Genomic DNA, 25365 nt, shown 5'->3' on the forward strand with positions numbered 1-25365 from the left:
CATAGAAGGCATGTCGAGTCGAAGGACCAACGAGTCGGCCGACTCAACGAGAAGACGCGACGGAGGAAACTTGTCGGGGAAGCGCAGCTTGATCAGGTCGGGCACGACCGTGGATCAGATGGTGCGGGCGATCGGCGACCGGATCGTCACCGGCTACCTGCGCCCCGGCGAAAAGCTGGACGAGGCCTCGCTCGCCGCCCGCTTCGACGTATCACGCACCCCGGTCAGGGAGGCGCTCGGCCAGCTCAGCGCCACGGGCCTGGTCGAGAGGCGACCCAACAGGGGCGCTATCGTCGCCGTCGTGACGCAGGAGCATCTCGCCTCGATGTTCGAGAGCATGGCCGAACTGGAGGCGATCTGCGCGCGCTTCTCGGCCGAGCGCATGACCAGCAGCGAGCGCCGCGGGCTCGAGATCGAGCACCAGGCTTCAGCGCGGATGGTTCAGCTGGGCGCCGAGGAGGACTATGAGTATTTCAACACCGAGTTCCATAGCCGGCTTTATCGTGGCGCCCACAATACGCATATCCACGATCTCACCGTGATGACCCGCAGCCGGTTGGCACCCTTCCGCCGCGCGCAGTTCATGCTGCCCGGACGGCTGGCCAAATCCTGGCAGGAACACGACCTAATTGTCACCGCAATCATGCGCGGAGACAGCGTGGCTGCGGGCAAGGCCGCCAGGGACCATGTCTCTATCGTCAGCGAGGCGAGCGCGGTGTTCGCGACTGACGATCGCAAGCCAATTCGGCGGGACGTGGCCTGAAAATTTCCGGACAGCCCGAATGCCCGCTTCCAGGCAGTGCAAAGTTTCACTCCAACGACCGCGATGCGACCCAAAGCTGCCATTCGGTATAAGGTGACCCTATTGCCGAATGGCTGAACCAGCTTCTTGTCGACCTTGGCGAACCGCTTCGTAACCTATTGGCGGATAACGATTATTTTAGTCACGGAGGGTCAACGTTTCCTACACAAAATCAATATGTTGGCGGATGGTTCGCCAACCCATTTCCTTCGTATTCTCTCATATGGTCTGGCGAACCTAAGGACCAGGAGGAGGACTAGGTTTCCCTCCACGAGGTGCCTCTTCATCCCCCAAAAAAGGTCGATGAACCTGTGACGAACGCGGCTGTTTTTGGGCCGGAAGCGGTCGGGCAGCTTTCGGGTGTGAGACGTGATCTGGCAGACATTCGTCTCGGCAAAGGGATTTGGCTGGTCCTGACCCAGAGATCGCCTTTCAAGCCACGGTCTTGGAACATCCTGGGGAGAACTTCATCGCTTGGACGGCATGCAATGCGGACATTCGTTCAACGCAATCCGCTATCATGTCTTCGCAGCCTTACGCTGCTCCGACTGCGATGAGCCAATGGCGCGCAGCACCGCCTTAACAGTCTGGCCTGTCAATTCGGGCAGAGCGCCTCGCTCTAGAATGCCGCGCGTCACCTGCAGCCATATCCCAATCACTATGTCGACTGCCAACTCTGCGTCCCGAACGCTCAGGCGGCCTTGAACAATCGCCTCGGCAATATCCGCCTTGAGGTTATTACGGATCGCTCGCGCAAATTCCGTTGGTGAGTGAGAACTCTGAACGACAAGCCGGGCCCAGTTGGAGTCCGAGATCGCCTTTTCCAAGAATCGCGTGAAGGCGAAGGACAGGCGTTCGACTGGATCTTGTAGTTCCAGGCGCGCAGGCGTCAGCACGGCGTCAAAGCTCTCCCCGAGTTTCTCCCCTACGGCTGAGGCCAATTCATCGATGCTCTGGAAGTGATAATAGAACGTGCCTTTCGCGACACCTGCTGCCTCTACCACTGCATCCACCGTGAGGCCCTCGCGAGGCCGCTCCGCCAGAAGCATTGCCCCTGCGTCCACGATCAACGCGCGTGTCCTTTCCCGCTTCTCGCGTCCGATCTCCGCCCTGCGCGCCAAATCAACCTTTGCCATCCGTCATACCTTTTTGCATTGCACCATTACGAAAATCTCATATTGACCATATAGTCGATTTGACCTAAAGATGCAAATTGAAATTCAGCCGGCGAATTCGACCGGCCCCACTCGGGCTCCCCTGCAGCCCTATCGCTTTCAGATAAGAAGGAACAGCATCCCCATGAACGTACTGTCTCCGAAAGACTTCAGAACAGAAAAACGGCCTCTCCCGTTCGAATGCGTTGCCCTGGTGTTGCAGGGCGGCGGCGCGCTCGGAGCCTATCAAGCCGGAGTCTACGAAGCTCTTGCCGAAGCCGATATCCATCCAGACTGGGTCGCCGGGGTCTCAATCGGTGCCATCAACTCGGCCATAATAGCCGGTAATGAACCTGCCGAACGGGTTCCAAAGCTGCGGGCCTTCTGGCGCGAGATCACCGCGAACCCACTTCTCGACTGGGCTGCCGCGCCCTCATTCTCTCCGATAGGGAACCTGCCCCGCTCGCTCTTCAATCAGTTCAGCGCGGCTTGCGCGCTCGTCGCCGGTGCCCCTGGCTTCTTCAGCCTTCGGCAGCCCGTTCCCTGGCTGCAAGCGGACGGCTCCCTCGAGGGGACGAGCTTCTACGAAACCAAACATTTGAAGAGCACACTGGAGCGGCTCGTCGACTTCGACCGGATCAACGCCGGCCGCATGCGCTTCAGTGTCGGTGCGGTAAACGTGCGCTCCGGAAATTTCGTCTATTTCGACAATGATCAGCATACAATCCGCCCCGAGCACGTGATGGCCAGCGGATCGCTTCCGCCTGGCTTCCCCGCCGTCGAGATCGACGGCGAATTCTATTGGGACGGCGGCCTTATCTCGAACACGCCTCTGCAATGGGTAGTCGAACATGGGGCACGGCAGGACACGCTCGCCTTCCAGGTGGATCTCTGGAGTGCGCGCGGCGAATTTCCTCGCAATCTGTCCGAGGTCGCGACGCGGCAGAAGGAAATCCAGTATGCGAGCCGCTCACGCGCGCACACCGATCAGTTCAAGCAATATCAGCGTGCCCGACACACCCTCGCGAGCCTTCTTTCAAAACTGCCGCCCGAGTTGCTCGACAGCGAGGAAGCAACCGCACTGAGCTCGATCGCGGACCACAAGGTCTACAAACTCGTGCACCTGATATATCGCTCAAAACAACATGAGGGGCACTCGAAGGATTATGAGTTCTCGAGGCTGTCCATGGAGGAGCATTGGCGCGCCGGCTATCTCGACGCCGTGCGCACGTTACGCCATCCCGAGGCATTGCAACGGCCCGACAACCTGGAAGGGGTGAGCACCTACGATCTTGCCGAGGACGGGCGGGAATAGGCGCCTGCAATGGTGCCTGACGTGCTCAGTCCAATCGCAAGCCTGTGCGACTCCTCCTCAACGCGAGCCATCCACTTCAACAATTGAAGGAATCTTCAGCCATGCATCAAGACACCGTCCGGGCAACGGCCTTCGCCATGCCCCTGACCAGCCCGGCCTATCCGGTCGGTCCATATCGCTTCCGAAACCGCGAATACCTGATCATCACGTATCGGACAGATCCAAAGAAGCTGCGCAGTCTCGTGCCGGAGCCGCTCGAACTATCCGAACCCCTCGTGAAATTCGAGTTCATTCGCATGCCGGACTCGACGGGCTTCGGCAACTACACGGAGAGCGGACAGGTCATCCCTGTCACGTTGCGCGGCCGCAAAGGCAGCTATACCCACTGCATGTTTCTTAACGACCACCCACCGATTGCCGGAGGGCGCGAGCTGTGGGGATTTCCAAAGAAGCTTGCGAGTCCGACACTGCGCACTGAGACTGATACCTTGGTGGGTACGCTCGATTACGGCCCGGTGCGTGTTGCTACGGCCACCATGGGCTACAAGCACCAAGCAGCCGATCTTTCGGTGGTGAGAGGTTCCCTCGCGGAGCCGAATTTCCTGCTCAAGATCATTCCCCACGTCGACGGCACGCCGCGCATCTGCGAGCTCGTGGAGTATCACCTGGAGGATGTCGATCTGAGAGGCGCCTGGACCGGTCCGGCATCCCTGAACCTCTGGTCGCATGCACTGGCTCCGGTCGCCGAGTTGCCAGTGCTCGAGGTGGTTTCGGCGATGCACATCGTCGCCGATCTCACACTCGCGCTCGGCAAGGTCGTTCATGACTACCTCGCAAAATCCGATCCTCGCGATCTGAAAGGAAGAATCCATGCGTTTGCAGAATGAAGCACCATCAAACGGGAACGCCGGCGGCCGGCTTATGGACAAGGTCGTGGTAATCACCGGAGCTGCGAGCGGCATTGGCAAGGAGCTTGCGCTTACTTTTGCCCGCGAGGGTGCAAAGGTGGTCATCGCGGATCTTGATCTGAAGGCGGCCCAGGAGACGGCCCTTGAGATCGATCCGGCCTCTCAGCGCGCCCTTGGGATTGGCATGGACGTTAGCAACGAGGAGCAGGTCGAGAACGGAATGGCGCGGGCTGTCGAAACCTTTGGGCGCCTCGACATCCTTGTCAGCAACGCCGGCGTCCAGATCGTCGCGCCGCTCGTCGAGTTCGATTTCGAGAAATGGAGGAAGTTGCTTTCTATCCACTTGGATGGAGCCTTCCTGACCACCCGCGCCGCCTTGCGGCAAATGTACCGCCAGAACAGCGGCAGCGTCATTTACATGGGATCCGTCCACTCCAAGGAGGCGTCTCCTTTCAAGGCTCCATATGTCACCGCCAAGCACGGCCTGATCGGCCTGGCCAAGGTCGTGGCCAAGGAAGGCGCCGCCCATGGCGTCCGCGCCAACGTGATCTGCCCCGGATTCGTCCGCACGCCGCTGGTGGAAAAACAGATCCCGGAACAGGCGCGCGAGCTCGGAATCTCTCCCGAAGACGTGATCAAGACAATGATGCTGAGGGAAACGGTCGACGGTGAGTTCACGACCGTGCAGGACGTCGCGGAAACAGCGCTGTTCCTCGCGGCGTTCCCGTCGAACGCACTGACCGGCCAGTCGATCGTGGTGAGTCACGGGTGGTTCATGCAGTAGACCCGTCAGAGAGGCGTGCCTTCGCCCGTCTCTCTGGCTCCCTGCCCTGCCTTTCAGATCACTCTTTGCAATCCCCCTAACTTTTTTGCACAGCACAAATGCGCAAATCTCATATTGACCATATAGTCGATTTGACTTAAAAGTCCAAAGTCAAAATTGAACAGCGGCGAGATCGCCGCGCTCGCAAAACCGCCGATCCTTTCAACCTCACCGTTCCAACGGAGGCTCTCATGCGCCTGCCATCAGGTCTGCTCCTTTCTGCCTGTATCGCGTGCCTTTGTCTTTCCAGCTGTTCTCAAGAAGAATCCGCCGCACCATCAGCGCCACGGCCTGCACGGGTCGTCGTGGTAACGCCTCACAAGCTCGCGCTGGTGGCGCAGGGCGCCGGCCGCATCCGATCGCGTTATGTGAGCGCGGTCGGCTTCGAGGTCGGCGGTCGAATGATCTCGCGAGAGGTCGACATGGGCGCAATCGTCAAGAAAGGCCAGAAGCTCGCGGAGCTCAGCGCCGTCGACTACCAGAACAAGGTGACTGCGGCCGAGGCCGACGTCGATGCAGCAAAGGCCGCGCTCGCCCAAGCATCCGCACAGGAGGAACGCTTCAGAATCCTGCTCGGCAAAGGCTTCGCCACACATTCCCAGTACGATGACGCGCTCAAGTCGCTGCAGAGCGCACGAGCGGAGGTCCAGGCGACCGAAGCCAATCTGCGTATCGCCCGGAACCAACTAAGCTATACCCAGCTCACGGCGCCCGACGACGGTGTGGTGACGGCGACTGGAGCCGACCCGGGTCAGGTCGTGGCTGCGGGCCAGATGGTCGTCGAAATATCCGGCAATGACGCACGCGAGGCGGTGTTCGCGGTGGCCACCAATGATGTCACCCGGGCAAAGCTCGGCATGGCGGTGAACGTATCGCTGCAGGGACGTCTCGACATCGCCGTCACCGGCACGATCCGCGAGATTTCGCCAGAGGCCGACAGCGCGACAGGCACCTATCAGGTGAAGGTGGCGCTGGCTTCGCCGCCGGCGGAGATGCGCCTCGGGGCCGTGGTTGTCGGTCGCGTCGAAAGCGAAGGAGGTCAGGAGGTCGCGACATTGCCGCCGAGCGCTCTGCTGCAGTCCGGAGGCCGCCCGCAGGTTTGGGTGGTCGGCCAGGACGACAAGGTGCAGCGCCGCGAGGTCAAGCTTGTCGAATTCGATGCGGCCTCGATCGTGGTGAGCCACGGACTGTCCGCTGGGGAGAAGGTGGTGACCGCCGGCGTCAATTCGCTCGCCGACGGTGACCTTGTGAAGCCAGAGACGGAGACCAAGTGATGACGCGTTTCAATCTCTCCGAATGGGCTGTCCACAACCGCGCCCTCGTCGTCTTCCTCATGCTCATCTGCGTCATTGGCGGGGTGAGCGCCTATGAGCGGCTCGGCCGCCAGGAAGATCCGGATTTCACCGTACAGACCATGGTGGTCCAGGCAAACTGGCCGGGGGCCACCACGGCTGACACGCTCAAGCAAGTGACGGACAGGATCGAAAAGAAGCTCGAGGAGACCCCTAACCTCGACTACATCAAGAGTTACACTAAGCCCGGTCAGGCGACGATTTTCGTCTACCTGAAGGAATCGACGCCCAAGCGCGACCTTAGCGACATCTGGTACCAGGTCCGCAAGAAGGTCAGCGACATAAGGCCGACCCTGCCGCAAGGCGTGGTCGGGCCCTTCTTCAACGATGAATTTGGCGACGTCTTCGGCACCATCTACGGCATCACCTATGACGGCTTCACCGCACGCGAAGCGCGCGACTTCGCTGAGACCGCGCGGGGCGAGTTCCTGCGTGCGCCCGACGTCGGTAAGGTCGATATCTATGGCGACCAGGATGAGAAGGTCTATCTGAACTTCTCGCCGCAAAAGCTCGCGAACCTCAAGCTCAGCCTGGACGACGTGCTGGCGGCGATCGCCCGGCAGAATGCCGTGGCGCCCTCGGGCATCATCAACACGCCTCAGGAGAACATGCTCGTCGACGTTACAGGTTCCCTGCTGTCGCCTGACGGCATTGCCAACCTCAACCTCTGGATTGACGGGCGCTTCTACAAACTGACCGACATCGCCCAGGTCCAGCGCGGCTACAGCGACCCGCCCAGCAAGATGTTCCGCGTCAACGGCAAGCCGGCGATCGGCATCGGTGTCAACATGCGGGAGGGCGGCAACAATCTCGACTTCGGCAAGGGCCTGCACGAGGCGGCCGAACGCCTGAAACAGCGCTTTCCCGTCGGCATTGAGCTCAACCTCGTGTCGGACCAGCCCGAGGTCGTGCACGAAGCGATCGGCGGCTTCACCGAAGCACTTGTAGAGGCGATCGTCATCGTTCTGGTGGTCAGTTTCCTCAGTCTCGGCTTCAGGGCCGGGCTTGTGGTCGCCCTCTCCATCCCCCTGGTGCTTGCCATCGTTTTTGTGGCCATGGATGCGCTGGGCATCAGCCTGCAGCGCATCTCCCTCGGCGCCCTGATCATCGCGCTCGGGCTTCTCGTCGATGACGCGATGATCACCATCGAGATGATGATCTCAAAGATCGAAGAAGGCATGGAGAAGATCAAGGCGGCAACCTTCGCCTACACCTCCACCGCCTTCCCGATGCTCACGGGGACGCTGATCACGATCCTCGGCTTCCTGCCGATCGGCTTCGCCAACAGCAACACGGGACAATACTGCCTCTCGCTGTTTGTCGTCATCGCGGTGGCGCTCGTTGCCTCATGGTTCGTGGCCGTCGTCTTCGCGCCGGTGATTGGTCTCTCTCTTCTGCCGTCGCACCCGAAGAAAGCGCACGCTAACGGCGAGCCGGGCCGGTTCATGCGCGCTTTCGAACGCCTGCTTGGCTTCGCCATGCGGCACCGCTGGCCCACCATCGCCGCGGCGCTCATCCTCTTCGGCGCGTCCCTGTACGGCATGGGCTTCGTGCAGCAGCAGTTCTTCCCGACCTCCAACCGGCCCGAGCTCCTCGTGACGATGACCCTGCCGAAGAATGCCTCGATCGCTGCGACCGAAGCGCAGACGGAGCGGCTGGAAAAGGCCCTTGCCGGCGACCCCGACATCGCCCGCTTCTCGTCCTATGTCGGAGGCGGCGCCATCCGCTTCTACCTGCCTCTCGACGTGCAACTTGACAACGACTTCATGGCCGAGACCGTGGTTGTCACCAAGGACCTCGAGGCGCGTGACCGGGTGCAGGCCAGGCTGGAGACCCTGTTCGCCGGCAGCTTTCCGGACGTGACTGTTCGTATCTCGCGCCTTGAACTCGGACCACCCGTCGGCTGGCCTGTGCAATATCGTGTGAGCGCCCCGACCACCGAGGAGGCGAGGCAGTATGCCGAGCAGGTCGCGCAAACTCTGCGAGCATCGGGCCTTGTGCGTAATGTCAACTACGACTGGGCAGAGAAGAACAAGGCGCTGCGCATTGTCGTCGACCAGGACCGGGTTCGGCAGGCAGGCCTGAGCTCCGAGCAGCTCGCCCAGGCGCTCAACCGTGTGATCAGCGGTTCGACCGTTACACAGATCCGTGACTCGATATACCTGGTCGACGTCGTGGCACGGGCCGAGAGCGACGAGCGGTCGAGCGTCGAAGCCTTGCGCAATCTGCAGATCACGACGCCCACCGGTGCCTCGGTTCCCCTGCGCGAGCTGGCGCAGTTCCAGTATGATCTCGATGACGGCTATGTCTGGCGCCGCGGTCGCCTACCCACCATCACCGTGCAGGCAGAGCCGCTGCCGGGGCTGCAACCAGCATCCGTTCACGGGCGGATCGCTGGTGCAATCGAGGGGCTGCGCAAGTCGATGCCGGCTGGCACGTTGCTTGAGACCGGCGGCACGGTCGAAAAGAGCGCGCAGAGCAACGCCGCTCTTGTGGCCCAGTTTCCGCTCATGATCACCCTGATGCTCACCGTACTTATGGTGCAGCTCGGAAGCTTCCGCCAACTGGCAATGGTGATCAGTGTGGCGCCGCTCGGTCTCATCGGCGTCGCTGCTGCCTTGCTCACCACAAATACGCCGATGGGCTTCATCGCGACACTCGGCATTATTGCGCTGGCCGGTATGATCATCCGCAACTCGGTGATCCTTGTCCACCAAATCGAACACGAGCGGGCGCAGGGTATCGAACCCTGGAGGGCGGTGATCGACGCGACCACCCACAGGTTCCGGCCGATCATGCTGACGGCCGCCGCCGCGATCCTCGGCATGATCCCGATCATGCACGACGTGTTCTGGGGACCGATGGCTTTCGCCATCGTCGGAGGGCTCGCCGTCGCGACCCTGCTGACCCTGGTCTTCCTCCCGGCTCTTTATGTCGCTGTAAACGGCATACGGGAAAAGGACGAAACGACGACAGCAGTGCCTGACGTTCCGGCATTCCCCATTCTCGCACCCCAGTACTGAGAAAGGGGACAGCCATGTCGGAAACGTCATCTCTCGTCGAGCGCTTTCTACAATCGGATGCCGCCATGTTCCCGGACCAGATCACCCGCGGCCATGTCGACAAGATGCCGCTCGCGGCGCTGCAGCACGCGCAATCCGTGGCACGCTCGTACGATACCAAGACGGTGGTTCGGGCAGGAAGCGTGCCACCGGCAGTGGCACGCCTGAACATTTCAAAATCGGCCAGAGTTTCGGCTTGGCGAGGATCCACTCCACCAAACCGGCGTCGACCGGAAACTTCAAGAGCAACTCCATGACTTTGGACCCTGCGACCATCTCAGCCCTATCGGCATTGGCCGGCTCGGCCATCGGTGCTTTGTCATCCGTGGCCACGACCTGGCTCACCCAGTATCAAAAGGACCATATGCAGCGGCTCGAACAGAAAGGCTCGCATCGCGAGCGGCTGTTCGGCGAGTTGATCGACCAGGCATCCAAAACCTATGCAGATGGCATCGTCCAGGAACGCCTGGATGACCCAGCCAAGCTTGTTCCCATGTATGCCACCATCAACAAGCTACGCCTCTTTGCCGCGCCCAACACGATCGGTGCCGCCGAAGCTGTACTCGAACGCATCATAGACACGTACGAGTCGCCTTCGACTGCTCCGGAGGCGCGGAACACGCATGTCGCCGCCCATGACATCCTGCGCGCATTCGCGGAGTCCTGCCGGGTGGAGTTGGCTCACCTACGATGACATTCGGAGGAACTTTCCATGCCATTTACCTGTGAGACCCCGCGCGTGCGCTACGTTGGATTGGCAGCCATCCCATGCATTCTGCGGCGAGCGAGCGAGGCAGTGCTCAGCTCCAGGACCGCGGAAGCTCTGCTGAGGTTCACCCTCCTTGGGCTGTGTGTAACCCAGCTTGCAGGCTGCATTGCAGCCTATCCACGCGACGGCGTGCCTACAGACCACATGGCGACAGCCGAGGTGAATGGCTTCCCCGGCGACATACGTGCCTGGGGCGATTCCTATGCAAGTGTCCCGCCCGATCGGCTCGTCTTATTTCGAAACGAGCGGTTGGAGGCGGCCAAGACCGACCCATCCATAAAACCGCGAGAGCTCAATGTGCTGACGCTTTCCGGCGGTGGCAGCAGCGGCGCCTTCGGAGCAGGAATTCTCACCGGATGGACCAAGGCCGGGACTAGGCCCAAGTTCGACATTGTCACCGGCATCAGTACTGGATCTTTGATCGCTCCATTTGCGTTCCTAGGGCCTGCTTATGACGATCAACTCAAGCAATCCTTCGCCACAATCAAGGATGCCAACATCTATACCAAGCATAGCTTCCTCGGCGTGCTGTCAAGCGCCTCCTTCACAAGCAATGCGCCGCTCGCCAAGATGCTCGACAAATACATAACCCAGGACATGCTCGATCAGATCGCAGGGGAGTCAGCTAAGGGACGGCGACTCTTCATCGGAACCACCAACCTCGACGCGGACCGGGCGGTAATCTGGGACATGGGTGCTATTGCTGCGAGCAATCGGCCGGACCGGTTGAAGCTCTTCAAGCAGGTCATCCTGGCTTCCACATCCATTCCCGGCATTTTTCCGCCGGTCGAACTGGAAGTGACCGCGGCGGGCAAGACCTATCACGAAATGCATGTCGACGGTGGCACCAGCAACGAGGTCTTTCTGATGCCGGCTGGACTGAGCCTGCGCGAGCTCGACCAGACGTTCCACGCTCGGGTCAAGGCGCGGCTCTATATCATCCGCAACGGCCGGACGACGCCGGAACCGAGCATCGTCAAGGCCACGCTGCCTGACATTGCCGAAAAGGCGGTCTCTTCTCTCATCAAGACGCAAGGGATTGGCGATCTCTACCGGCTTTACGCCGTCGCCAAGCGCGACGGCATCAAATACAGCTACATAGATATTCCAACCGACTTCACAGTCGAAGCAAAAAGCCCGTTCGATAACAAGTTCATGCGGGCGCTGTACGAAAGAGGCTACGAAATGGGCCGCGATGGCGTACCGTGGAAAACGGCGCCACCCGGATTTTCGAAATGAGCAGATTCAAGCCGGCAGGCAATATCGAATCTGGCCCGCCTGACGGAACCGATGAGCAATAACGGCCGACAGCGGTCATCGGAAGGATTTGGATTTGGCCCACTCGGGGCCCGCCAACTTGGTCGCCGGAGATGTCTGGTTTTGGGCAACCCCCTAATTGATCTCAACGGCCGAGATTGAGGCGCAAAGCTGACGTTCAGAGCGATCAGGGAAATCTGTGCGCCAGGCCAATAGGCGACACGGCTATGTCCGGCAGCCGACCGTTTTCAGGACACGACCAATCTGACATCCACCTCGAAATCCGAAGGCTGGTTTTTTGGAACCTGTGTTCGGATTTCTAATGTTCGCAAAACCTGCAATCGCACAGAGTCGTCAACGCGCTGCACACGACCTCAACAAACGATCAGATTTGGGTCGGTTGTCTGACCTGCGACCAATGAGTGGTAGGTGAGACATAGGCGGTTCGAGTCCACGTCGTGGGCCCCTTCCGAAAATTTCATAAAAATCAGCCACTTAAGCGGTCACTTTGGTGGGCCTGGAGGACGTATTGAAATCCTTGATTTTATTGAGTTTTTCGTGGGCAAAAATAAGAAATCTTCCCGTATCGTTCCGCATGGTCCCGTGACGTCAAACAGTCGACTGGAGCGGTCCTATGGAGCAAACGCACCAGTGCTTTTGCTCCATAAGGCCGCAGTTCCGCATTCTGTTCCTCGACAAGAAGAACATGCTGATCGTCGACGAGGTGCAGCAGGTCGGCACCGTCGACCACACGCCGCCCTATCCGCGCGAGGTGGTCAAGCGGGCGTTCGAACTCTCCGCCACCGCGACTTATCCCCTGTCTCAATAAACCGGAACACTGCTAACCTTGAAACCAGCGATGCGCTTCTTGAGCCAGTCTGTCAGGGGCTTCGAGCGCCACAAAGTGGCCTACGCCTTCAAGCAAGACTTCTTGGTGCTCCGCCATAAAATAGTTCTCTTGGCCGCGTCGAGACTCAAGATTGATGCATCCGTCCTCAACGCTATGCACATACAGCAGCGGCGTATGAACCTTGTTGGCCGCCCGTAGTTGCTTGAGGGCTGGCAACGGCGGCCAGAACATCGCACGGTAATACATGACCGGCTTTGGCATACTTTGAGAGAGGCATTCTTTAATGATCTTCCATTGCGAGGCAGAGAGCGCATAGCCCGGAGACCAAGTCCGCCACAGCTTTTCTATCAGGGAGAATTTATTCCTTGACACGAAGTAATCAGCGAGGGGGCCTAGCTGGAAGAATAAGATATACCAGCTCTTTTTAAACTGACTTGGCTTTGTAACGATGCTCTTAAAAAAAACTGTCGGATGCGGCACAGAGGCGGTCACCGCCCGCAAGAACAGCTGCGGATACTGCGACAGCGTCAAGTAGGTAAGGGCCGCGCCCCAATCGTGCGCGACGATAAAGACCTTTTTGTTTGGAGAGATTGCTTCAATCAGACTCTTAATATCTTTGACGAGCTGTTCGGTTGTGATGGGGCCATCCAACGTGGAAGGCGCGTAACCTCGTAACCAAGGTGCGATCACTCGATAACCCAAAGAGGAGAGCTTGGTCGCGAAGTCGCTGAAACTATGCGGCGTATCTGGGAAGCCGTGCAGACAAAAGACGATAGGAGCACCCTCTTCACCCCAGCTTAAATAAGCGAAGCGCCCCTCTGAACAAGTAACAAATTGAGTCATTGAGAGATTGGTCCTTTTAATTAGGCTGAAAGGATAAACCTGCTGGGCATCAAACGAAGCTCGACACCAGAGTCCTACTCGGTAGCCATTGCTGGTCGCAGTTCCGGCTCCTCCGGCGAAACCTCCTGGGGCTCATCCGCGGTCGGCTTGATCCGGAACCACGCGATGTAGAGCGCGGGAAGGAAGAGCAGGATCAACACCGTGCCGGCCGCCGTTCCCCCGATCAGCGTATAGGCCATCGATCCCCAGAAGACAGAGTGCGTGAGGGGGATGAACGCGAGCACGGCTGCAAGTGCGGTCAGGATGACGGGCCGTGTGCGTTGCACCGTGGCCTCGATGACAGCGTGATAGTCGTCAATGCCGGCAGCACGGTTCTCCTTGATCTGTTCGGTCAGGATCAGCGTGTTGCGCATCAGGATGCCGGCCAGTCCTATCATACCCAGAATGGCGTTGAATCCGAAGGGCTGGTGGAAGGTAAGCAGCATCGGCACGACGCCGACAAGGCCAAGCGGCGCCGTCAGCATGACCATGAACATCGTCGAGAAGGATCGCACCTGCAGCATGATGACGATCAACATGGCAGCTATCATAGCCGGGAAGACCTTGCCCAGCGCGGTGTTGGCCTTTTCAGCCTCTTCGATCGATCCGCCCATTTCGATGCGATAGCCGACCGGAAGGGACGCGATCAACGGCTGAAGGGCCTTCATGATCTGCTTGGAGACCTCCGGAGGCTGGGTCGCCTCATTGATGTCCGCGCGGATCGTGACAACGGGCGTCCGGTCGCGGCGCTTCAGGATTGGCTCTTCCTGACGGATTTCCGAATGCCCTATCTGGTCGAGCGGGATCGAGCGGCCGTCTCGGCTCACGAGTGAGAAGTCCGCCAGACGCGCCGGATCCAGCCGCTCGCCACCGGCGCTGCGTGCCACGATGGGGACATTGCGGATGTCCTCGCGGACCTGCGTAACGGGGATGCCGGTGAGAAGGAATTGCAGTTGCTGTGCCACCTCCGCCGGCGAGAGGCCCATGAGGTTCAGTCGATCCTGATCCGGGACAAAGCGAAGTACGGGCGTGCGATTGCCCCAGTCGCGGTTGGCCTGCCGCACATCCGGAACGCTCCGCATGATGTCGAGGGCCTTTTCGGAAATGCTGTAGAGTTGAGTGGAATCGGGTCCCATGACCCTGAACTCGACCGGGAACGGCGTGTAGGGGCCGAACACAAGCTGCGTGACGCGGACATACGCCTCGGGTGCAAGCCCCTGCGCCACCGCCTCTCGGAGCCGGTTCTTCAACGCCTCACGCGCCTCGGCGTCCGGGGTCAGCACGACGATCTTGGCGAAAGCGGGATCCGGAAGCTCCGGGGCCATCGCGAAGAAGAAGCGCGGAGCGCCCTGACCGACATAGCTCGTGACGATCTTGGCCTCGGGCTGGCTGTCCAGCCAATGTTCGATCTTCTCGACCGCTGCGGTCGTTGTGTCGATGCTACCACCTTCCGGCAGGCGAACCTCCACCAGCACTTCGGGGCGGTCGGATGTCGGAAAGAACTGCTGTTTGATGCCCCCCATACCGACGACGGAAAGCGCGAAGGCGATGCCAACGATACCGCAGGTTGCAAATTTATGCCGCACGGCAAAGGTGATGAGCCGCCGCAAACGTCGATAGTTAGGCGTGTTGTAAATGGCGTGGTGACCGCCCTCGACCGGTTTGATCGCGGGCAGCATTTTGACGCCGAGATAAGGCGTAAAGACCACCGCTACGATCCAGGAGACGATGAGGGCGAACCCCACCACCCAGAAGATGTTGCCGGCGTATTCGCCGGCCGTCGAGCGCGCAAAACCCACCGGCACGAATCCGGCGATCGTCACCAGGGTTCCCGATAGCATCGGCGCCGCAGTGTGGCTCCATGCATAGGCCGCCGCCTTGATGCGGTCCATGCCCTCTTCCATCTTCACCACCATCACCTCAATGGCGATGATGGCGTCGTCCACAAGAAGACCAAGCGCCAGGATGAGGGCGCCGAGCGTGATGCGATCGAAAAACCGGCCTGTTTCCAGCATGATGAGGAACACGACGGCGAGCGTCAAAGGGACGGCGGCCGCCACGACGATGCCGACGCGCCAGCCCATGCTGATCAGGCTGATCAGCAGCACGACGCCGAGCGCCATCGCGAACTTCAACATGAATTCGTCGACCGCCGAGGTGATGTTGACGGCCTGGTCGCTTACCTTGTCGAGCGTCACGCCGAGCGGCAGTGTCTGCGCGATCGAGGCAGTCTTGTCCTCCAGTGCCTTGCCGAGCGCGCGCCCATCCCAGCCCTCCTGCATAACCGCTGCAAGCATGATGGTAGGCTCGCCCTGGCGTCGGATGAGGTATGTGGGAGGGTCCTCAGAGCCGCGGCTGACTTCGGCGATGTCAGAGAGCTTCAGCGTCCGCCCCCCAGCGACAATCGGCGTGTCGGCGATCGCCTGAACGCTGTCATAGGCGCCGTCGACCCGAATGAAGAGGCGCGGCCCTAGGGTGTCGATCGAACCTGCTGGCGTGACGGTGTTCTGCCGCTGCAAGGCAGCGACGATGTCCTGTGCCGACACGCCGAGGGTTGCCAGCTTGGCGTAGGAAAACTCCACGAATATCTGTTCGGGACGTTCACCAAGGATGTTGATCTTCTTGACGCCGGGCACGTGCAGGAGGTCCTGGCGGATCACCTCCGCCTGCCTCGCCAGTTCCCGCATCGGCATGCCTTTGGCCTTCAGCGCATAGAGGGCGAAGCTCACATCCGAATATTCATCGTTGACGAAGGGGCCGAAGACGCCGGGCGGCAGGTTGCGGGCTTCATCCCCGAGTTTCTTGCGAGCCTGGTAGAACTCCTCCTGCACGACGGATGACGGTGTGCTGTCCTTCAGCGTGACCGTCATATACGCATACCCTGGCCGTGTGGTCGTCTCCACCCGGTCGTACCAAGTCAGTTCCTGAAGCCGCTTCTCCAACGGCTCAGCGACGAGGTCCTGCATCTCGCGCGCCGTCGCGCCCGGCCACGCCGTCGTGACCGTCATGGTCTTGATGGTGAAGCTAGGGTCCTCGGCCCGGCCAAGCATGAGGAAGGCGTAGGCTCCGGCAGCCACCAGCAGCAGGATGAAGAACAAGGTGACGGCGCGTTCGCGAACGGCGATCGCGGAAAGATTGAAGCCCATTAGTTGCTCCCGCTCTCGGACCCAGTCCTAACGAGAGCGCCTTCCTGAAGGAGGTGGGCGCCGAGCGACACAATGGGAACGTTGGAGTTCAAACCGGAGATCACAGCGGTTTCGCTGGTAACACGAACAAGCTGGACGGGCTGAAAGCGTACGGTTGAGGTGGCGCTGTCCAACACCCAAACGCCGGTCTTGCGGCCGTCATCAAGCACGGCTCCCAGTGGCACCTGAACCTCCGGCTGTTTCACCTGGCTTGCGAGCCGAATGGTTACCGTCGCGCCAAGCGGTGCCGTGGCAGCCTCGCCGTCCAGCACATAGCGCGCCTCATATGTGCGGGTCTGGGCATCGGCGGAGTCCGACAGCTGCCGCAGATGCGCTGAATAACGACGCTCATCGCCACCATACACGCTGGCCACGGCCGCCGAGCCGATCGCCGGCCGGATCGTTTCGGGAAGCGCGACGACCGCTTCGCGCGGGCCTGCCTTGGCGGTGCGGATCACAGGCTGGCCGGCTGCGACGACCTGCCCCGGCTCGCCAAGCGTTTCAACCACCGTTCCATCCGCGTCCGCCAACAGAACTGCGTAGGCCGCCTCGTTCTCGGCGACCCGTGCATCGGCTTCGGCAGCGGCAAGTTGCGCTTGAGCGGTATCCAACGCAGCCTTCGCCTGCTCGTAGCGCTGCGGTGTAACCCACCCACTGCCGAGCAAGCTGGCGTATCGCCGTTCATCCGGCTGTGTCTGAACGACTGTTGCCCGCGCAGCCGCAACGGCATTGCGCTTTGCCGAAAGTGCCAGGCGGAGATCGGTATCGTCAATCCGCATCAGCGGCTGACCGGCTTTGACCTGCTGACCGACGTCCACCAACCGTTCCACGATCTTGCCGGGAACCCGAAAGCCGAGATTGCTCTGCACCCTCGCCCCGATGATTCCGGTAAAGCCACGTTCTGATCCGGTGACCGGCGCTGCCGACACAAGTCTGACGAATGGTGCTTCCTGCCTCGGGTCGATCACCAAAGGAGCTTCCTGCGCAGGAGTAGCAAACGTGGCGAATGCCGCCGCCCATGACATCGCCATCAGGGTCGATCCCAATACGATAACGGTTCTCTTTTTCACGATCGCCTCCATCTCAAAATAGATTTCATTCGACCGCTATACAGGTTATAGATTACGAATGCAATCTAAAAAATGCGTGTGAGTCGCATTCAGGCTGCGAGACGGCGGCGCCCCCCGACGCGAGTTCAGGTGAGTCGATTCTCACAATCGAGGACCGGGAGGAACCGCTGATGGCAAATACGCATTTTCCGGGCCGAGGTGCTGGCGACCCCGAGCCAAGCTATGAGGGCCACGGGTAGCGCACCCACGGTCACATGACCCGGTGGCCTTTGGTGGCCTCTGATCGCGCTTCTGTTAGCTTACAATCTGTTCGGCGACAGCTTCTTCGAGGCCAGATGCACCTTGGGCGGCAAGACCGCGAGCCGCCGCTTGCGAATCGAAAAATTCCTCAATTGCATAGACTCTTCCCCACCGCAGGGTGAACATGTGGAGACCACGGTTGACGTACGACGTGTCGCCGTTGAGCAGCGTTGCAGTACCGTCCCACTGGGCAGACACGGTGGTATGCCACGGCCAGCCCTTCACCCAGATGCGGTTGACCGTGAGACGAAGAGTGGGCAGGACACGGCCGAAGCGCTGAAACCAGCGGCGCAGAGCTTCTTTATCGTGGCGCTCACCGCCAAGTGCGTGGGCGCCGGAAACTCGGTGATGGACATGCGGCGCGAGTGCTTTCACCGCCGCATCCCACCGATGGTTGTTGATGTGGTCGAAGCTCTGTCGGATCGATTTCTCGACAAAATAACTGTATAGCATTTCACCTCTCCTCCAAATTTAATGGATGGCACGATCGAGAGCACCGTGTGGCAAGCCCGCGGACGCAAGAACTCGTTGCCGGAAGCAGGTGCGGTATGCGTGTAGGGTCAACGCATTGTCGCGTCGGCCCGCAGATGCTTGTCAGTCTCGGTCGAGACCGTCACATCCTTGCTAGGCGAGCGAAGCCCTCGGGGTTTTGCGGATCATCTCGTATCTTTTCTTGATAGATTGCATTCACCCTCTATATCTATTATAGATTACGAACGCAATCAAAAAAGGAGAGCGATGATGCGCGTGAGCCGAATTCAAGCTGCGGAAAACCGCGAGACCGTGATCAATGTGGCAAGCCGCCTTTTTCGCGAGCGCGGCTTTGACGGCATCGGCCTTAAGGATCTGATGAAGGGTGCCGGGTTGACCCAGGGCGCCTTTTACAAGCAGTTCGCATCAAAGGACGACCTGGCTGCGCAGGCGTCCAGGCGGGCGATGGAGAGTGCCACCCACCGATGGTCGACCGCAATTGCGGCGAACCCTGAGGATCCGCTGGACGCGGTGATCGGATTCTACCTCAGTATGGATCATCGCGGAGAAAAGATGGACGGCTGTCCGATCGTGGCGCTCGGCTCGGATGCTGCCAGGCAGGGCGCCGAGGTGAAGGCGTCATTCGAAGCCGGCATCAAGGAGCATCTCGATATCCTCGGCCGTTTCATTGCCGAGACCAATGGCGAGGAGACCGGCGGCAAGGCCATGGCCATTCTCTCGACGATGGTCGGCGCGGTGCTCCTTTCGCGCGTCGTCAACGATCCCGATCTCGCACAGGCCTTTCTGGATGCGGCGACCGATCAGGTTCGCGAAGCAGCCCGCGCTTGAACGGCGTGCGCAGTGCTGGCGCCGCACTCAACTTGATAGGAAAATAAATGCGACGGATTGTTGTTACAGGCATGGGAGCGGTCACTCCCCTTGCCGCCAATGTCGAAGCGTCATGGTCGCGCCTGCTGGCCGGTCGTTCGGGCATCCGTAGGCTTCCTGACGATGTCGTGGGAGACTTGCCGGCGAAGATTGGCGGCGTGGTTCCCTCCTTGGATGAAGATCCGGACGCTGGCTTCGATCCTGATGGCGTCCTGTCCGCAAAAGATCAGCGCAAGGTGGATCGGTTCATTCTCTTTGCGCTGGCTGCTGCAGAGGAGGCGCTTGCACAGGCGAAATGGAAGCCTGCCTTGGAAACGGATCGCCTGCGCACGGCAACGGTCATCGCTTCGGGGGTCGGCGGGTTCCCCGCCATCACAGAAGCCGTGCGTACGGTCGACCTGCGTGGCGCCCGCCGCCTGTCGCCTTTTACGGTGCCGTCCTTCCTGGTGAACCTCGCAGCAGGCCACATCTCAATCCGCCATGGCTTCAAAGGCCCGCTCGGCGCGCCAGTGACGGCGTGCGCGGCCGGCATCCAGGCGATCGGCGACGCGGCCCGTCTCATCCGCGCGAACGAGGCTGATATTGCCGTGTGCGGGGGCACGGAAGCTTGCATGAACATAGTCAGTCTCGGTGGGTTTGCTGCGGCACGCTCTCTTTCAACCGGCTTCAATTGGGCGCCGGCTCAAGCCTCGCGTCCCTTCGACACATCGCGCGACGGCTTCGTCATGGGTGAAGGAGCGGGTGTGCTGGTCATCGAGGCGTTGAGCCATGCGCTGGCGCGCGGCGCAAAACCGCTAGCCGAACTCGTCGGCTACGGGACGACTGCGGATGCTCACCACGTCACTTCTGGTCCTGAGGATGGCGACGGTGCGCGCCGGGCCATGGAGATCGCCATCGCGCAAGCAGGGATTTCGCCGCGCGAGGTTCGTCATCTCAATGCGCATGCGACCTCCACGCCAGTAGGCGACCTGGGTGAGATCGAAGCGATCAAGAGCGTGTTCGGGCGCGATTTCGCGATAGCTGTCAGCGCAACGAAATCGGCGACCGGACACCTGCTGGGCGCGGCTGGCGGGCTTGGTGCCATCTTCGCGATCCTGGCGCTCCGGGATCAGGTGGCGCCGCCAACGCTCAATCTGAGCGCTCCCGATCCGGCCGCCGACGGCATCGACTTCGTCGCAAACGAGCCCCGGCCAATGGAGATGGATTACGCGATCTCCAATGGCTTCGGCTTTGGCGGCGTGAATGCCAGCGCCTTGTTCAGGCGCTGGACCGCCCCGGCGGCCCGACGCGAGGGCCAGGGGCGCTCATGATTGGCACCCTTCGGACCGATCTTTCATGCTTCTCCAACTCCGATCCAACACAAAGAAAGAAATGATTTCCATGAACAAGACCAATCCTGGCGTCGCCCTGGTCACAGGGGCATCTTCCGGCATCGGCCGCGCTACCGCCGATGTCTTGCTAAGCGCGGGCTATCGCGTATTCGGAACCAGCCGTCGCGGAGCCGCCGAAAACTCCGGTGGCATTGCCATGCTCGCCTGTGACGTGACCGACGACGCGTCCGTTGCGAAAATGGTCGATGACGTTCTGGCCAAGGCTGGACGCATCGACCTGCTCGTCAACAATGCCGGCATGGGTCTCTTTGGCGGCGCGGAAGAGTCCTCGATCACACAGGCTCAGGCGCTGTTCGACGTGAACGTCTTCGGCGTGTTCCGCGTGACCAACGCGGTGTTGCCGACAATGCGACGCCAAGCAAAGGGCAGGATCGTTAATTTGAGTTCGGTACAGGGGTTTATCCCCGCCCCCTATTTCGCGCTTTACGCGTCGACCAAACATGCCATCGAGGGTTATTCCGAATCGCTCGATCACGAATTGCGCCCGTTCGGCATTCGCGTGTCGTTGGTGGAGCCCGCCTATACCCGTACATCATTCGAGGGCAATCTCGCCGCGCCCGATCAGTTGCTTGATGTCTATGACTCCGCGCGCGCCGGCATGACCATGGCCGTGCGGAAAGCGATGGAAAAAGGCGATGCGCCCGAAGTGGTAGCCAAGACCGTTTTGGCGGCTGCGACGGATCCCGCGCCCAAGAGGCGCTATGCGGCGGGCAAAATGGCGCGCCAGGTCAGTCTCCTGCGCCGTTTCGTCCCCGCGTCCGCATTCGACAAGAGCCTGAGAAAGCAGCTCGGGCTGCCAGTCTGACGATTTCGGCTGCGGGCAATTCAAAATGAACCCTCATCCAAGACAACGGAGCAGGAACCGCCGATCTGATGAGTTGGGGGAAAGGCGGTAGCGCTCTCGCAATTCAAACCCCCGAACAATGCAATCTCGCCTCAGGCGATTCTGAGATCGCAACGAAAATCCCTGCTGCTAGTTTTTGGTCAGATTGAGGGGGTTCGAGTCCACGCTGTGGGCAACCTCAGAAATATACAGCAGAATCAATTACTTATATGGGTCTTTTGGTGGGCCTGGAGGGTATATCAAAAGCGTTGATTTTGTTGAGTTTTTCGTGGGCCAAAATCAGACATCTTCCCGCATTGTTCCGTATGGTTCCGCAGCCAATGGGCGACGTCTGGTCCGCAGGTTCAAATCATGAATACGCAACCACCGATACCGGCCTACGCCGATCACAGCAATGGGAGCGTTGCCGATCAAGATCCCAATCAGACCGGCTCGTACTCATTTGCCTCGAAAACATGGTGATGCACGCGGCCGGTGAACATCTTCAGCAGTTCACCGGTGACCTCCCGACTTTGAAATCTTACGTCGGATTGAAGCGCCCGGTTGCAGGCGTCCATGTCGGGATAGCGAATGGCCAGCGCCATCGCGTAGGCGGGCGCACCTTCGTCGCGCGCCGTGCCGTCGAGAACACGCACTTCCTGGGCGCCGGGAAACTGTGTCCACAGCGGCACCAGCCTGTCCCTGACGAAGCGCCGGAATTCGCTCTCTTGCCCGGGATGGATTTCACCTTCGAAGAGGGCGTAGCGAATGATCATGGCAATACTTTCCTGACTTTGTGCGCTTGAGACATCGGTCGGGTTTGCGGGCGCATCGGGTGATGCGCCCGCCTCCGTGCGTGCTTATTTGCCCCAGATTTTCTTGTACTGGTCGCGGTAGCCGTTGTCGGGGTCGAAGGCATTCTTCGGGCCGCCGTCGAACTCGACATTCTCGGCCGTCACCACGTGCAGCGGCGACAGATAACCCGACCATTTTTCACCGGCGATGGCGCGGTTCAATTCGTCGACCAGTTGCCAGCCCTGCAGGTTGAGCGGTTCGGCGACAGTTACCTTCTGAAACTGGCCGGCGCGGATGCGCTGATAGGCCGATTCCGAACCGTCGCCGGCGGCGACATTGATCGGCGCGTCGGTGCCGGCCTTGCCTGCCGCGGCAAGCGAGGGTCCCATGAAGTCGAAATAGAGGTCGTTGATCGCCAGCGAATGCGTCCAAGCATCGCCGTATTTCTGCAGCAGCGAGGTGGTGAGTTGCGGCATGCGCTGCGAGGTCTCGGCGATCGGCGTGTCGACATATTCGAGCACCTTGCCGCCCAGGCGCTCGATCTCCGCCTTCATCTTGTCGGCCTTGGCGATGGCGATGGCGTAGGTCGAATCGGTGAAGATGACGACGCCGGGCTTGCCCTTGGCGTCGGCATAGGCCCAGTCGGCCGCGGCCGTCGAGACCTGCATGGCGTCGGTCGAGACATTGGCGAAGACACCACTCTTTTCGTCTGGTCCGATCACCGGTCCGGCATGCCAGGAAACCAGCGGGATGCCGGCAGCCTTCGCCTGCTCCAGCGCCGGTGCCTGCTCGATGGCGTCGAAACCGTTGATGACGATGCCATTCGGCTTTAGCGCCATCGCCTGGCCGAAGGCGGCGGTGCGGCCACCGATCGAGCCGGCGCCGTCGATCACCTTGACCTCCCAGCCGATCGCCTTGGCCGCTTCCTCGACGCCGGTGGTGACGCCCAGAATGCCGCCGTTCTTGAGGTCGCCGGCGAGCACGACGATCGTCTTGCCCGGCTGCGCCTTCGGACCGGTGGTCGGGCCGTCCCAGGCGGTGACTTTCTGGGCATATTTTTCGACCACCGCCATGGCGTCGGCCATCGCGTCCGCCCGTGCCTGGCCGGCGAACAGGACTGGAGCAGCGATTGCGATAGTCATCAAGGCGACGGATGATTTCAAAAATGTTCTGCGTTGCATGTTGGTACCTCCCTTGGTTTCAAAAAAATTGTCTGGTCTTCCGGAACTCGCCTTCGGGCGCCAGGTCACTGGCTGATATGCCCAGCCACCGGGCCCAAACCGGCTGGATGCGCGTTGACATAGATGGCATAGAGCGACGTCTGGGCGGTGATGTAGAGGCGGTTGCGCTTCGGACCGCCGAAGCACAAATTGGAGACGATTTCGGGAACCAGGATGCGCCCAATCAGCACCCCATCCGGCGCGTAGACGCGAACCGCATCGGCGCTGGAGGCCCAGATATTGCCATCGCGATCGACGCGGAACCCGTCGAAAAACCCTGCACCACACTCGGCCAGCGTGCCGCGCGACCGCAGCGAGCGGCCGTCCGCGGCGACATCATAGGTCTTGATCGCACGCGGCAGGCCCTGAACATGGCTCGCGCCCGTATCCGACACGTAGAGGATGCTCTCGTCGGGCGAAAAAGCCAGCCCGTTCGGCTGCACCATATCGGTGATGACCGCACCCACCTCGCCGGTTGCTTCGTCGAACCGGTAGACATGGGAACCGCCGATCTCCGGCGAGGCAATCATGCCTTCATAATGGCTGTCGATGCCGTAGACCGGGTCGGTGAACCAGATCGTCCCGTCGGATTTGACCACCACATCGTTCGGCGAATTGAACCGCTTGCCGTCGATGGTTTCGACAAGCGGCTGCCAGCGCCCATCATGTTCGAGCCGGGAGATGCGCCGGCCGCGATGTTCGCAAGCGACAACCCTGCCCTCGCCATCGAGCGTGTGGCCGTTCTGGTTGTTGCAATGGGTTTCGAAGACACTAACCGAGCCGTCGCTTTCGTCGTAGCGCAGCAGCCGGTCGTTGGGGATATCCGACCACAGCAAATGCCTTGCTGAGGGAACATAGACCGGCCCCTCGGCCCATCGGCTGCCGGTCCACAGCCGTTCGAGCTTGGCATGCCCGATCGTCAGCTTTCGGAAGCGATCGTCCAGAATCTCGTAGTCGCTCATTCCATTGTTCCCGGATGGGTTCGGCTGGTCACTTCGAGGACTGAGCTACGGCCTTGATCCTGGCCCTGTGCGCCGCGCCGCGCTTGCGCTGGGCGTAGCCGGCGATGCCGATGGCGACGAGCAGCGTCACGCCGTTGAACAGCGGTTCGACGAAGAACGAGCCGCCGAACTGCTGGATGCCGGAAATGCCGACGGCCAGGATGATGACGCCCGTCATCGTGCCCCAGACATTGACGCGTCCGGGCTTGATGGTGGTCGAGCCGAGAAAGGCGCCGACGAGCGCCGGCAGCAGATATTCCAGCCCGACGCTGGCCTGGCCGATGCGCAGCTTGGAGGCGAGCAGCACACCTGTCAGCGCCGTCAGGAAACCCGACGAGATGAAGGCGCCGATGACGAAGCGGCGCACCGGAATGCCGTTCAGCGCAGCAGCCTTCGGATTGGCACCGATGGCATAGACGTAGCGGCCGATCGGCAGATATTCGAGGATGATCCACAGCGCGACGGCGATCGCCAAAACATAGAGGCCGGTGATTGGCAACCCGAACACCATCGTGCCGTTCAGCGCGTAGAACCCGTTGGGCAACACGCCAACCACTTGCCTGCCGCCAGTGTGCCAAAGGGCGAGAGCATAGAGCACGGTGCCGGTGCCGAGTGTGGCGATGAAGGAGTCGATCCGGGCGACTTCGACCAGCAGCCCATTGAGGAAGCCGGTCGCGGCGCCGAGCAGCAGCACGATGATCACCGCCAGCGGCCACGGAACGCCGAACATGGTCTGCAGGCTGATGGCCAGGATGTGCCACAGCACGATGCCGTAGCCGACGGTCAGGTCGATGCGACCGGACGCCATCGGGATCATCGCCGCCAGCGACAGCAGCGCGATGATCGCCTTGTCGGAGATGATCGAGCGCAAATTGAGCAGCGTCGGAAAGGTGTTCGGCAGCAGGATCGAGAACAAAAGGATCAGCAGCGCCGTCAGGATCACCAGCCCGTAGACCGGCAACAGCCGGATGATCTTCTGCCCAAAAGACAAGCCCGCCATTTCGCCGCTTGTCGGTTCGAGTGCGCTGGATTCGATCGATTGCATGG

The 25365-nt window shown here is 60.6% G+C and carries 20 protein-coding genes and 1 pseudogene; 12 read left to right on the forward strand and 9 right to left on the reverse strand.

Annotated features, from left to right (window positions below; genetic code table 11):
• Window positions 1-88 precede the first annotated feature (88 nt).
• A complete protein-coding gene (locus AC1D08_RS13320; protein WP_477423304.1) occupies window positions 89-763 on the forward strand; it encodes a GntR family transcriptional regulator in 675 nt (224 codons plus the stop codon).
• Between the two features lie 557 nt (window positions 764-1320).
• Here the strand turns inward: AC1D08_RS13320 and AC1D08_RS13325 are convergent.
• Entirely contained in the window at window positions 1321-1938 is a 618-nt protein-coding gene (locus AC1D08_RS13325) for a TetR/AcrR family transcriptional regulator (RefSeq protein WP_477423306.1), read from the reverse strand.
• A 163-nt stretch (window positions 1939-2101) separates the two neighbouring features.
• Here AC1D08_RS13325 and AC1D08_RS13330 point away from each other — a divergent pair, with 163 nt between their 5' ends.
• The 8 genes and pseudogenes from AC1D08_RS13330 to AC1D08_RS13365 all read left to right on the forward strand — a co-directional run.
• Window positions 2102-3271, forward strand: a complete 1170-nt coding sequence (locus AC1D08_RS13330; RefSeq protein ID WP_477423308.1) for a patatin-like phospholipase family protein — start codon at window positions 2102-2104, stop codon at window positions 3269-3271.
• 101 nt (window positions 3272-3372) lie between these two features.
• Window positions 3373-4158 (forward strand): acetoacetate decarboxylase, encoded by a 786-nt coding sequence (locus tag AC1D08_RS13335; RefSeq protein WP_477423310.1) that lies wholly within the window; start codon window positions 3373-3375, stop codon window positions 4156-4158.
• A gap of 34 nt (window positions 4159-4192) precedes the next feature.
• Window positions 4193-4963 (forward strand): 3-hydroxybutyrate dehydrogenase, encoded by a 771-nt coding sequence (locus tag AC1D08_RS13340; protein WP_477423360.1) that lies wholly within the window; start codon window positions 4193-4195, stop codon window positions 4961-4963.
• A gap of 344 nt (window positions 4964-5307) precedes the next feature.
• A complete protein-coding gene (locus AC1D08_RS13345; RefSeq protein ID WP_477423311.1) occupies window positions 5308-6276 on the forward strand; it encodes an efflux RND transporter periplasmic adaptor subunit in 969 nt (322 codons plus the stop codon).
• On the forward strand, window positions 6276-9377 hold the full coding sequence (locus AC1D08_RS13350) for an efflux RND transporter permease subunit (protein ID WP_477423313.1): 3102 nt from the start codon (window positions 6276-6278) through the stop codon (window positions 9375-9377). The genes AC1D08_RS13345 and AC1D08_RS13350 overlap by 1 nt, the downstream gene beginning before the upstream one ends.
• 292 nt (window positions 9378-9669) lie before the next feature.
• Window positions 9670-10110 carry a hypothetical protein gene (locus tag AC1D08_RS13355; protein ID WP_477423315.1) on the forward strand — a complete coding sequence of 147 codons (441 nt, stop codon included), beginning with the start codon at window positions 9670-9672 and terminating at the stop codon, window positions 10108-10110.
• A gap of 18 nt (window positions 10111-10128) precedes the next feature.
• Window positions 10129-11424, forward strand: a complete 1296-nt coding sequence (locus tag AC1D08_RS13360) for a patatin-like phospholipase family protein (RefSeq protein ID WP_477423316.1) — start codon at window positions 10129-10131, stop codon at window positions 11422-11424.
• Between the two features lie 685 nt (window positions 11425-12109).
• A pseudogene (locus AC1D08_RS13365) lies at window positions 12110-12271 on the forward strand (JAB domain-containing protein); the annotation flags it as partial.
• Window positions 12272-12283: 12 nt separating this feature from the next.
• Here AC1D08_RS13365 and AC1D08_RS13370 read toward each other — a convergent pair.
• The 4 genes from AC1D08_RS13370 to AC1D08_RS13385 all read right to left on the reverse strand — a co-directional run bounded on the left by AC1D08_RS13370 (window position 12284) and on the right by AC1D08_RS13385 (window position 18182).
• Complete coding sequence (locus AC1D08_RS13370) at window positions 12284-13135, reverse strand: alpha/beta fold hydrolase (RefSeq protein WP_477423318.1); 852 nt, start codon at window positions 13133-13135, stop codon at window positions 12284-12286.
• A 74-nt stretch (window positions 13136-13209) separates the two neighbouring features.
• The gene (locus AC1D08_RS13375) at window positions 13210-16320 is read right to left on the reverse strand and encodes an efflux RND transporter permease subunit (RefSeq protein WP_477423320.1); all 3111 of its coding nucleotides are present in this window, start codon (window positions 16318-16320) and stop codon (window positions 13210-13212) included.
• On the reverse strand, window positions 16320-17384 hold the full coding sequence (locus AC1D08_RS13380; RefSeq protein WP_477423362.1) for an efflux RND transporter periplasmic adaptor subunit: 1065 nt from the start codon (window positions 17382-17384) through the stop codon (window positions 16320-16322). The genes AC1D08_RS13375 and AC1D08_RS13380 overlap by 1 nt, the downstream gene beginning before the upstream one ends.
• A 339-nt stretch (window positions 17385-17723) precedes the next feature.
• Entirely contained in the window at window positions 17724-18182 is a 459-nt protein-coding gene (locus AC1D08_RS13385; RefSeq protein WP_477423321.1) for a nuclear transport factor 2 family protein, read from the reverse strand.
• 288 nt (window positions 18183-18470) lie between these two features.
• On the opposite strand from AC1D08_RS13385, the gene AC1D08_RS13390 reads away from it, so the two are divergent.
• The 3 genes from AC1D08_RS13390 (at window position 18471) to AC1D08_RS13400 (ending at window position 21284) form a co-directional block, all read left to right on the forward strand.
• Window positions 18471-19049: a TetR/AcrR family transcriptional regulator gene (locus AC1D08_RS13390; RefSeq protein ID WP_477423364.1), complete on the forward strand. Its 579-nt coding sequence runs from the start codon at window positions 18471-18473 to the stop codon at window positions 19047-19049.
• Window positions 19050-19096: 47 nt separating this feature from the next.
• Window positions 19097-20398 carry a beta-ketoacyl-ACP synthase II gene (gene fabF / locus AC1D08_RS13395; RefSeq protein ID WP_477423322.1) on the forward strand — a complete coding sequence of 434 codons (1302 nt, stop codon included), beginning with the start codon at window positions 19097-19099 and terminating at the stop codon, window positions 20396-20398.
• Between the two features lie 70 nt (window positions 20399-20468).
• A complete protein-coding gene (locus AC1D08_RS13400; RefSeq protein WP_477423323.1) occupies window positions 20469-21284 on the forward strand; it encodes an oxidoreductase in 816 nt (271 codons plus the stop codon).
• A gap of 461 nt (window positions 21285-21745) precedes the next feature.
• Here the strand turns inward: AC1D08_RS13400 and AC1D08_RS13405 are convergent, their stop codons facing one another.
• From AC1D08_RS13405 to AC1D08_RS13420, 4 genes are all read right to left on the reverse strand, one after another.
• A complete protein-coding gene (locus tag AC1D08_RS13405) occupies window positions 21746-22078 on the reverse strand; it encodes a hypothetical protein (protein ID WP_477423325.1) in 333 nt (110 codons plus the stop codon).
• Window positions 22079-22162: 84 nt separating this feature from the next.
• Window positions 22163-23278 carry an ABC transporter substrate-binding protein gene (locus tag AC1D08_RS13410; RefSeq protein WP_477423327.1) on the reverse strand — a complete coding sequence of 372 codons (1116 nt, stop codon included), beginning with the start codon at window positions 23276-23278 and terminating at the stop codon, window positions 22163-22165.
• A gap of 65 nt (window positions 23279-23343) precedes the next feature.
• The gene (locus tag AC1D08_RS13415; protein ID WP_477423328.1) at window positions 23344-24279 is read right to left on the reverse strand and encodes an SMP-30/gluconolactonase/LRE family protein; all 936 of its coding nucleotides are present in this window, start codon (window positions 24277-24279) and stop codon (window positions 23344-23346) included.
• Between the two features lie 28 nt (window positions 24280-24307).
• On the reverse strand, window positions 24308-25363 hold the full coding sequence (locus AC1D08_RS13420) for an ABC transporter permease (protein ID WP_477423330.1): 1056 nt from the start codon (window positions 25361-25363) through the stop codon (window positions 24308-24310).
• Between the last annotated feature and the right edge of the window lie 2 nt (window positions 25364-25365).

The sequence above is a fragment of the Mesorhizobium sp. P2_E6 genome (genome assembly GCF_056403835.1).